Source organism: Streptomyces sp. SID14478 (genome assembly GCF_010548525.1).
In the GTDB taxonomy this organism is placed as follows: Bacteria; Actinomycetota; Actinomycetes; order Streptomycetales; family Streptomycetaceae; genus Streptomyces.
In genome coordinates, this window is the sequence record NZ_JAAGMG010000103.1 from 21,203 (window position 1) to 29,818 (window position 8,616).

An 8,616-nucleotide genomic window follows, 5' to 3' on the forward strand; every position below is an offset into this window, starting at 1 on the left:
CTCAGCGGGGGTGTGCGGCCGGGGCAGGTATGTAGCCCTCGCGGGCGAGTTTGGGCAGGATGCCGCCCGCGGCGAGGATGTCGAGCACCAGGGGCGGCAGTGCACTGCCGTCGAGGCGGGTTCCGGACGTGGTGTTCTCGGCCCAGCCTTCGGCGAAGTCGAGGCGTGCGGTGTCGCCGTCGGTGAATGCCTCGGTGGCGCGGGGGATGGTGAGTGCGGGCAGGCCGTGGTTGATGCAGTTGCGCAGGAAGAGGGAGTTGAATTCCTCGGCGATCAGTGCGGCGATGCCCAGTTCGCGGAAGAGTGCGGCGACGGGGCGGGATGAGCCGAGTCCGAAGTTGCGTCCCGCGACGACTATGTCGCCCGGTTGCACCTGGTCGGTCCAGCCCGGTCGGAGTTCGTAGAAGATGTGCCGTGCTGCTTCGGGTACGGGCAGTTTCATGGCGAATGCGGGGTACATGGCGTCGGTGGTGACGGAGTCGCCGACGACCCAGACCCGTCCGGTGATGAGGGTGTCCATCAGCTGAGTTCCCCTCGCGGGTCGGTGACGTGGCCGGTGAGGGCGGAGGCGGCGACGGTGGCCGGGGAGGCCATGTAGATCTCCGCGTCCGGACTGCCCATGCGGCCGGTGAAGTTGCGGGTGGAGGAGGTCAGACAGACCTCGCCGGGGGCGAGCAGACCCATGTGGTAGCCGAAGCAGGCGCCGCAGGTCGAATTGGTGATCACCGCGCCGGCGTCGGCCAGGTCCTGGAGGTATCCGGCACGCATCGCGTCCTTGTAGACCTCCTGGGAGGCCGGCGTGATCAGCAGCCGTACACCGGGGGCGACCGTGTGGCCGCGCACGATGTCGGCTGCGATCTTGAGGTCTTCGAGTTGCCCGTTGGCGCAGGAGCCGATGAAGCACTGGTTGACCGGGCGCTTCTGGATCGCCGATACAGGAAGGGAGTTGTGGCTGACGGTGCCGGGCCGGGCGACGTAGGGCTCGAGCGAGGACAGGTCGACGGTGCGCACTGCGGCGTACGTCGCGTCGCTATCCGGGTCAGCGGCCTCGTAGGAGTCGGGGGGTGCGCCGTGCTCGGCGAGGAAGTCGCGGGCCACCTGGTCGATCGGGAAGGTGGAGAAGTCCGCGGAGATCTCGGCGCCCTGGGTGGCGATGGTGCGCCGGTCGTTCATCGGGATCGACACGAGGCCGGTGCCGCCGTACTCCAGGTTGTGGTTGGTGGCGTCGCCGTAGGTGCCGGCGATGTACAGGAAGAAGTCCTTGCCGGAGACGGCGGCGGGTTTGGTGCCGGTGAATTCGTAGCGGATGGTGGGGGCGGCCTGGAACCAGGTCTTGCCGGTGCACAGGATCGAGTACACCTCGGCCGGGCCGAGTCCGCGGGCGGCGGTGTTGTAGGCGCCGCCGGCGCAGGTGTGGGAGTCGGTGCAGGCGAGGATCTCGCCGGGGCGGGCGAGTCCGTTCTCGGCGATGACCTGGTGGCAGATGCCGTGCCGGCCGACGTCGTAGAACTTTTCGATCTGGAAGTCGCGGGCGAAGGCTCGGGCGTGGGTGCCGCCGATGGCGTCGTGCACGTTGGGCGCCGGCACGGCGTGGTCCATGATGACGGCGACCTTGTCCGGGTCGTTGATCTTCAGGGGCTGGACCCAGCTGGTGGTGAACTGCAGGTCGATCATGACGGTCATGTCGACGTCGCAGACCACCGTGTCGCCGGCGCTCACCCTTGCGAGGCCGGCTTTGCGGGCGAGGATCTTCTCCATCATGGTCATGCCCATCAGGCACCGTCCTTGGTGTGGTTGCGGTAGCGCTCGCCGATCGCGGACCACTCGCGCAGGCCGACGAGTTCGAACAGGCCCTGCGGGCCGGGGGTGACCTCGGGCATGGTGCCGCCCATCCGGCGCAGGGCCTCAAGGCCGTGCAGGACGTAGGGGGCGAGCAGGGCGCCGGGGTGGATCGCGATGCGGAAGCCGAGCGCGGCGAGCCGGTCGGGCGCGGTGTCGGGGGTCAGGCCGCCTTGCACCATGTTGATCAGCAAAGGGGCGTCGAGGGACGCGGCGATCTTCTCGATCTCCTCCGCGTTCTGGGGGGCTTCGACGAAGAGGATGTCGGCGCCGGCGGCTGCGTAGCGGCCCGCGCGGTCGATCGCCTCGTCGATGCCCAGCGGTCCACGGGCGTCGGTACGGGCGATGATCACCAGGTCGTCATCGGTGCGGGCCTGGAGGGCGGCATCCAGTTTGTCGGTGAACTCCTCGGGAGTGACGAGTTCTTTGTCGGGGAGGTGGCCGCACTTCTTGGGGAATGTCTGGTCCTCCAGGTGCAGGGCGGCAACTCCTGCCTTCTCGTACTCGCGCACGGTGCGCGTCACGTTCATGGGTGCGCCGTAGCCGGTGTCGGCGTCCGCGATGAGCGGGATGCCGTCGAGTGCGGTGGCGACGATGCGTGCCCGTTCGGTCATCTCGCTCTGGGTGAGCAGACCGATGTCGGGCAGTCCGAACCCGGCGACGGACACGCCCGCGCCGCTCAGGTAGGCGGCGTTGAAACCGGTGCGGGCCACCAGGTGGGCGGAGAGGCCGTCGAACACGCCGGGTGCGGTGATCAGGCGGTCCTGGGTGAGCAGAGCGCGCAGCCGGCCGCCGGGGGTGACGGGTGCTGTCTGTGGGGACGGTGACATGGGGACACCTCGCGGTTCGTAGGTCGTCAGTCGAGGACGCTTCGGGCGGGCCGGGCCAGCAGGTCCACGAGGCGTCCGAGGTCGGTTTGGTCTTCGAGGTCCAGGACGATGCGTTCGATCTCTGCGGCCCGGTCGGCGTCGATGATCGTGGCGGTCAACGTCCGGTACTTTTCACGGATCTCGCTGTTGGTGAGGGGTTCGTCCGGGCCGCCGTGGGGCTGGTTGAGGGCCTGAGTGAGGACCTCGCCCCCGCGCAGCGTGATCGTGAGGCGGGTGTTGTAGCCGCGCTGGGTCCAGGTGGGATCCTGGGGCTCGTCGACCTGGTTGACCTCAGTGCGACCGATCAGTTGCCAGACGTCGTCGGCGTCGATGCGGGCGGGCGTGAACTGTTCCGGCCGGACGTGGCCGTCCAGGAGCGCGACGGCGGTGGCGTAGGCGATGTTCATCTGGGCGCCGATGGTGGTCAGGGGGCGCTCGGGGGTCCACCATCCGTGGTGGTAGATCGCGTCGGGGACTTCGATGCGGATGGTCTCGATGTCGTCGACGGTGAGTTCGCGTCCGGCGGTCATCGCGAGGGCGGCGTCAATGGCGGGATGCAGTCCGCCCATGGCCGCGTGGATCTTTACGGTGATCTGCTCGGTGTTCCATACCTGGCCCAGACCTTTGGTGATCTGGGTGGCGTCGGGGTCGTGTCCCTCGCCGAAGGTGGACAGGAAGCCGCCGTAGGGCCGCTCGAAGACCCTCTTGATACCGGTGTAGCCGGCCTGGGCGAGCCCGGCGGCGTAGAAGCCGTTGCGGGAGGCCAGGCCGTGGTGCATCCGCTTGGACATGGCCTCGTACTGCGCGGCCATCAGGCCGGCGGACTGGGTGGCCGCCAGGCCGAGGGCGTCCTCGAAGGCGGCAGCGTCCAGGCCGCGCAGGACGCCGGATGCGGCGGCGGCCGCGTGCGTGCCGAAGACCGAGCCCGAGTGCCAGCCACGGGACAGCATCTGCGGGCCGTGCAGGGCCAGGCCCACCCGGGTGCCGGTCTCGAAACCCAGGACCGCGGCTTTCAGGAACTGCGCACCCGTGACTGCCGGGAGCTGCGATGCGGTGGCCAACAGCGCCGGGAGGACCAAGGACGTGCTGTGCAGGGGCGCGGCCGGGTAGTAGTCGTCCAGCTCGAAGCCCTGGATGAAGGTGCCGTTGAGTACTGCGGCTGCCGGGCCGCTCGTGGTGCGTCCCCAGCCGATCACCGGGACGTCTCCGTTGCCCTCCAGGGTCAGGACCGCGTCGACGGCTGTACGTGACCACGGAAGCTGGGCGCCGATCAGCGCGCAGGCCAGACCGTCGAGCACCAGGTGTGCGGCCCGCTCCCGCACGCCGCGGGGGATCTGTTCCAGTGAGGTAGTGGTCAGCCACGTGGCGAGTTGCCCTGTGGGGCCTTCGGGGTCGGTGGGCTGTCGAGTGGTCGTTGGCGTCGGTGCGGACACCGCGCTCACCTCCAATGTCGTCGTGGACTCGGTCGGGCGGAAGGAGCGGTCCGGCCTCCCACGGCCAGCTCGCATTACAATTTATAACATCTAGTTTTAGGGGATCGACAGGTAGCATGGGCGGGTGGCACTCAAGCGAACCTCTCTTCCCCGCACCGCGGAGGCTGCGGCCCTGGCGGAGCTCCGCGACGCGATCGTCCGCGGCGACCTGCCCCCCGGCGCCCCGATCCGCCAGAGCGCCGCAGCCGAGGAACTGGGGCTGAGCGTCATCCCGGTCCGCGAGGCCCTCAAGACGCTGGCCGGCGAGGGGATCGTCACCTACGTCCCGCAACGCGGCTATACCGTCACCGAGTTGAGCCCGCAGAGCGTGGACGGCATCTTCCGGATCAGGGAACTCCTGGAGAGCGAGGCCGAGGCGAACGCAGCGGTGCGGATGCGGACCGAGGACATCGCCGCGATGCGCACGGCCCTGGAGGCCCAGCGGGCCGCCGTCGCCGCGGCGGACGTACGGGGCACGATCTCCAGCAACCGGAATTTTCACTTCGCGCTGCTCGACCGCTGCGACAACGACTGGATGCTGCGCTTCGTCACCCAGCTGTGGGAGGCCCTGGAGCCGCACCGGGCACTGGCCTACCGGCGGGCAGCAGCGGCAGGGGACGCCGACCGGGCGGAGGCGATCCTCGGCGAGCACGAAGGGATCGTCGCCGCCTTCGAGCAGGACGACTTCCCTCTTGCTCTGCGCCTGCTTGCCGAGCACCGCACGGACGGCCGGTCGGACTTCCACCGGCTGCTGGTGGTGGACGCGTCACCGGCGTAGCCCGCTCCAGTGGCCTCCGAAGGTAGCCGCGTTGGTCCGGGGGCGAGCAGGGCGAGAGCAAGGGCCATCGGCGCCGTGATGCAGGCCCAGCTGAGATCCCGGGGCCAGCGCCGCGGGAGTCGAGGACGGGCAGCGTGCAGAGGGGCAGGGTGGCCGATGTTCCTTGCGGGGAGGGGCCAACTTCGTCACCCGGTTTGGGTGGAGTTCACGGAAGCGGTCGGCCGCGTCTTCGCTGTCGACCGGTCCCACCTGCGGAGTGAGCAGTGAGGACCGCTTCCCGAATACGCCCGTATCTGGCCTCTGTCGAACGCGCCGCGTCTGCGTTGCCGTCTTGGCGATGCGAAGACCTGCGGGAAGATCAGGCTGAGTGCCTTGAGGTCCACCTCGCCGAGCGGACCGGCCAGCTGGCCGCCATTCTCGCCGAGTTGGGAGATTCGCGAGAGATCGCCGCCACGGCTTTACAGGAGCGCGGTGGATGCCGACCATGCCGCGGACCGTAATCCGCGGCTGGTGGTCGGAGCGCTCGGCGTCGGATTGCCGTGCCGTGCAGAAGTTTCAGAAGCGCCACCGCGTCGGGCCCGACGTCGGCTACGCGGGACCGGTCACGTACGGCACCACCATGCTGCTGGCGGCTCGCAAGCGTCCGGACCCGAAGCGCAAGTGCCCCAACCGGACGGTCAAGGTCTCTGTGTGGATCTGACCCGGCAACTGCTGTGGGTCGAACGCAAGGGCAAGGCCACCCTTGCGGCCCACACCGTCCGTTCGGGAGCAACGGGGTGGCCCCTTGGCCCCGGGCTGCACGTCACCGTAACGGCCGGGGTGGCATTGCCGATCTACCACCCCGGCTTTCGTCGTCATCGGCCTGTTCCAAGCGGGGCGCATTGACGCGCCTTCCCGGAGCCGCTGGAGGCGAATTTGTGCGCGGGCGTCGCGGGGCGGATGAGTCGCGCGGTCCCAGGGGCGATGATGACTTTGTCGGCGCGGCGGTGTACGAGCGCTACCCGCAGGTCCTGGGTGACGGGCGCGGTTCCTTCAGGAGACGACCTTGCAGGATGGCAAGCTCGTCGAGCTGAGGCCGTCGGCCGCCACCATTTCGACGTACATGTAATAGGTGTGCTTTTCCGGGAGGTCTCCTGTGGCCCACGGCGAGTATGTGCCATGCCCCTTCGTGCTGGCAGTGCGTCCGGTGCTCAGGTGGGCCACGACGTAGTATCCGTCGCTGCGGGGATCGACGGCCTGCATCTTGTCGCCATTCGCCTCGAACAAGGCGAGGCCGGAATAGTGATTGTTCTGGTCGTAAGCGACGCTCTCGTACTCTCCGGCGCTCGGGCTCGCGCACTTCTGGTGGAAGTCGAGGTCCGCAGCGGCCGCGCCAGCGCTGCTGGCTCCTGCTGCGAGTGCCGCCGAAACCAGTACAAGTGCGCCGCCACACAGACTTGCCCGCCGTATCCAGTACGTCATGTCATTGTCTCCTTGGGGTAGTTGGAAGCCCGGCCGTCCCCCAGACGAGCGCTCACTGGCGTGCCGATGCTGCACGTACCTCCCGGCACAGCACAATCAAGCCTCCGTAATTTGCGCATAAGTTGGCCAGTGAATGGGCATTGCTTGGCAGAGGCGATACGAGTTGTCGCTACGACCAGCACGATCTGGTCTCGGCTCGTCCATGGTCTTCCTGCCGGGCTGAGAGCGGATGCGTGCTTGTGCTTGGGGCCGTCGTCGAGGGCAGCCCCGTCCGGGAAGCGCCGGCCCAGACTGCTCTGCTGCAGATGATCGTTGTGGCGCTCCAGGGACGTGCTGATCCGACGGCGGGATGAGTGCAGCATTCCCGGGGTTCAAGGCGACGTTGCTCGAGGTCAGTCGGTGGCTGGCGCACCGGGTGGACACGCCCATCTGACATCGCGCCACGGATAACGGGGTGCGTGGCAGTGATGTCCGAGCGGTCGGCGTAGTGGGCCGAATGTAGCTGGCGGCTGGAGACGCCAGTGGATCCCGGACCGCTACGGGTTCACGGACTTCGGGACTATGGGCTGGGTCCGGCCGGGCTCGTCGCCGGTCCCGTTCGCCGCGAACGAATTGCGCCTCGCCGATGCCGAGTTCCTGTCTGGCGCGCACGCCGTAGAGCGGCGGCCCGGTCCGCTCGGTCCTCGACCGGCGCCACGACAGGAGAACGGGAGCTGGGCTGGCGGGCGCGGTGCAGGTCGACGAGACGCGCCCTGCACCCGCACCGCCCCTGGCCCGCCACCAGGGAAAACATGCGCGCAGCCCTGCAAGTCCGGATCACGCTGCTGGCGCGCCTTCGCCTCCTCGTGGCCGCCGCGGTGTACCCACACCATGTACCTGCCCGGGCCGTCCAGCTCGACAGGAGCCGTCGGTGAGCGACGTGACGAGGTCTGATGGCCGAGTGCCGCTCACGGCCTTGCCTGCTGGCGGGAGAGGGTTCAGTTTGCTCCGGTGAGGTGGGCGTAGACGACGACGTTTCCTGAATAGCCGTCGGTCGCCGCAGGTGATGAGGCGGAGTTCGGGCCGGGGCTGCTGGGCGTAGACCTTCCGGCTGGGGAAGTTGGCCTTCTCGTATTCCTGGACGCCGTCGATGGTGAACTGGGCCGTGCTGCCGTCCTGTCGGCTGACGGTGACGGTGGCGCCCTTCTTCAGTGAGCCGAGGCCGTAGAAGACGGCGGGGCCGGTGCGGGTGTCGACGTGTCCGGCCATCACGGCGGTGCCGGTGCTGCCTGGCGGGATGCCTGCGGCGTCCCAGCCGGCGAGGTTGGTGTCGTCGGCAGGGGGTGCGTTCAGCCCGCCGTCCTCGTTCCTGGAAAGGCCCTGGACGGGGGCGTCCACGCTGATGCTGGGGATCTTGATGTGCACGGGTGCCGATTCCGGCAGCGAGGCCACGGACGAGGCGGCCTCGCGGACCGGCGCGCTGTCGCTCGAGGGCGCCTGTGCGGCGCTGGGCCGCGGCGGCGTCCCTGTGTCTTCGCCGCTGTCGGCGATGCGGTAGATCATGCAGGCGGCGAGTACGAGGAGGGCGGCCCACGACGCCATGCGGCGGCGGGCGGAGGGCGCGGATGGTGTGGGGGCGGTTGCCATGATGCCGATCTCCCGGTCCGTGGCGAACAGGCGGCCCCGCCCTCTCGCACCGGTCTCGACGATGTGAGGAGCGGGGCCCGGGTCAGCCCATCAGGTGGGGATCATTCGTGTCCGGCGTTGTCGCGGCGACGCAGGTACACGGCGCCGGCTCCGGCCGCGAGCAGTGCTGCCGCGCCGGCCAGTGCGGCCGGGTCGGTGCCGGTCTGCGTGCCACCCTCACCGGCGTGCACGGACCCTCGTACGGCCGGGTCGGTGGAGTCGCAGAACCGCTGGGCGGTGGAAGCGGCCTGGTTCGCCTCGTCCGTGGCGGCCTTCTTGTCCGCGGCGGAGGTGTTCGGGTCGGCGTTGACCGTGTCCGCGTTGCGCTGGGTGATCTCCGCGTCGTCGAGTGCCTGCTGGCAGCTCGGCGACACCGCCTGCGCGCTCGGCACGGACATCACCAGCGCGGCACTCGCGAGGGCCAGGCCCGTCAGCACTCGTATGGAACGCATGAATGTACCTCCCGTACCCACGCGGCCCCCGAAGCTCTGCTGCTCCGGAATTCATTCCGGCGTCGACCGCGCCAGTACCA

Annotated in this window: 9 protein-coding genes; 2 read left to right on the forward strand and 7 right to left on the reverse strand. The window is 69.1% G+C overall.

Annotated features, from left to right (window positions below; translation table 11 throughout):
• Position 1 precedes the first annotated feature (1 nt).
• The 4 genes from G3I40_RS04155 to G3I40_RS04170 are packed head-to-tail and all read right to left on the reverse strand — an operon-like array spanning position 2 to position 4,141.
• Entirely contained in the window at positions 2-520 is a 519-nt protein-coding gene (locus G3I40_RS04155; RefSeq protein WP_164300784.1) for a 3-isopropylmalate dehydratase, read from the reverse strand.
• On the reverse strand, positions 520-1,773 hold the full coding sequence (locus G3I40_RS04160) for an aconitase/3-isopropylmalate dehydratase large subunit family protein (protein ID WP_164300785.1): 1,254 nt from the start codon (positions 1,771-1,773) through the stop codon (positions 520-522). The genes G3I40_RS04155 and G3I40_RS04160 overlap by 1 nt, the downstream gene beginning before the upstream one ends.
• Entirely contained in the window at positions 1,773-2,669 is an 897-nt protein-coding gene (locus tag G3I40_RS04165; RefSeq protein ID WP_164300786.1) for an isocitrate lyase/PEP mutase family protein, read from the reverse strand. The genes G3I40_RS04160 and G3I40_RS04165 overlap by 1 nt, the downstream gene beginning before the upstream one ends.
• Before the next feature lie 26 nt (positions 2,670-2,695).
• Entirely contained in the window at positions 2,696-4,141 is a 1,446-nt protein-coding gene (locus G3I40_RS04170) for an MmgE/PrpD family protein (RefSeq protein WP_343244820.1), read from the reverse strand.
• 124 nt (positions 4,142-4,265) lie between these two features.
• Here G3I40_RS04170 and G3I40_RS04175 point away from each other — a divergent pair, with 124 nt between their 5' ends.
• Together G3I40_RS04175 and G3I40_RS04180 are read left to right on the forward strand one after the other, a co-directional pair.
• Positions 4,266-4,958 (forward strand): GntR family transcriptional regulator, encoded by a 693-nt coding sequence (locus tag G3I40_RS04175; RefSeq protein WP_164300788.1) that lies wholly within the window; start codon positions 4,266-4,268, stop codon positions 4,956-4,958.
• A gap of 544 nt (positions 4,959-5,502) precedes the next feature.
• The gene (locus G3I40_RS04180) at positions 5,503-5,658 is read left to right on the forward strand and encodes a hypothetical protein (RefSeq protein ID WP_164300789.1); all 156 of its coding nucleotides are present in this window, start codon (positions 5,503-5,505) and stop codon (positions 5,656-5,658) included.
• 332 nt (positions 5,659-5,990) lie between these two features.
• Here the strand turns inward: G3I40_RS04180 and G3I40_RS04185 are convergent, their stop codons facing one another.
• From G3I40_RS04185 to G3I40_RS04195, 3 genes are all read right to left on the reverse strand, one after another.
• Positions 5,991-6,419 (reverse strand): hypothetical protein, encoded by a 429-nt coding sequence (locus tag G3I40_RS04185; protein ID WP_164300790.1) that lies wholly within the window; start codon positions 6,417-6,419, stop codon positions 5,991-5,993.
• Positions 6,420-7,235: 816 nt separating this feature from the next.
• Positions 7,236-8,045: a class F sortase gene (locus tag G3I40_RS04190; RefSeq protein WP_239091523.1), complete on the reverse strand. Its 810-nt coding sequence runs from the start codon at positions 8,043-8,045 to the stop codon at positions 7,236-7,238.
• A 101-nt stretch (positions 8,046-8,146) separates the two neighbouring features.
• Positions 8,147-8,536 carry a hypothetical protein gene (locus tag G3I40_RS04195; protein ID WP_164300080.1) on the reverse strand — a complete coding sequence of 130 codons (390 nt, stop codon included), beginning with the start codon at positions 8,534-8,536 and terminating at the stop codon, positions 8,147-8,149.
• Positions 8,537-8,616: the final 80 nt, after the last annotated feature.

What these genes read in the sequence shown, in the direction of transcription:
- G3I40_RS04155 (WP_164300784.1), bottom strand. Translation starts at nt 520, where the DNA reads ATGGACACCCTCATCACCGGACGGGTCTGGGTCGTCGGCGACTCCGTC.
- G3I40_RS04160 (WP_164300785.1), bottom strand. Translation starts at nt 1,773, where the DNA reads ATGGGCATGACCATGATGGAGAAGATCCTCGCCCGCAAAGCCGGCCTC.
- G3I40_RS04165 (WP_164300786.1), bottom strand. Translation starts at nt 2,669, where the DNA reads ATGTCACCGTCCCCACAGACAGCACCCGTCACCCCCGGCGGCCGGCTG.
- G3I40_RS04185 (WP_164300790.1), bottom strand. Translation starts at nt 6,419, where the DNA reads ATGACGTACTGGATACGGCGGGCAAGTCTGTGTGGCGGCGCACTTGTA.
- G3I40_RS04190 (WP_239091523.1), bottom strand. Translation starts at nt 8,045, where the DNA reads ATGGCAACCGCCCCCACACCATCCGCGCCCTCCGCCCGCCGCCGCATG.
- G3I40_RS04195 (WP_164300080.1), bottom strand. Translation starts at nt 8,536, where the DNA reads ATGCGTTCCATACGAGTGCTGACGGGCCTGGCCCTCGCGAGTGCCGCG.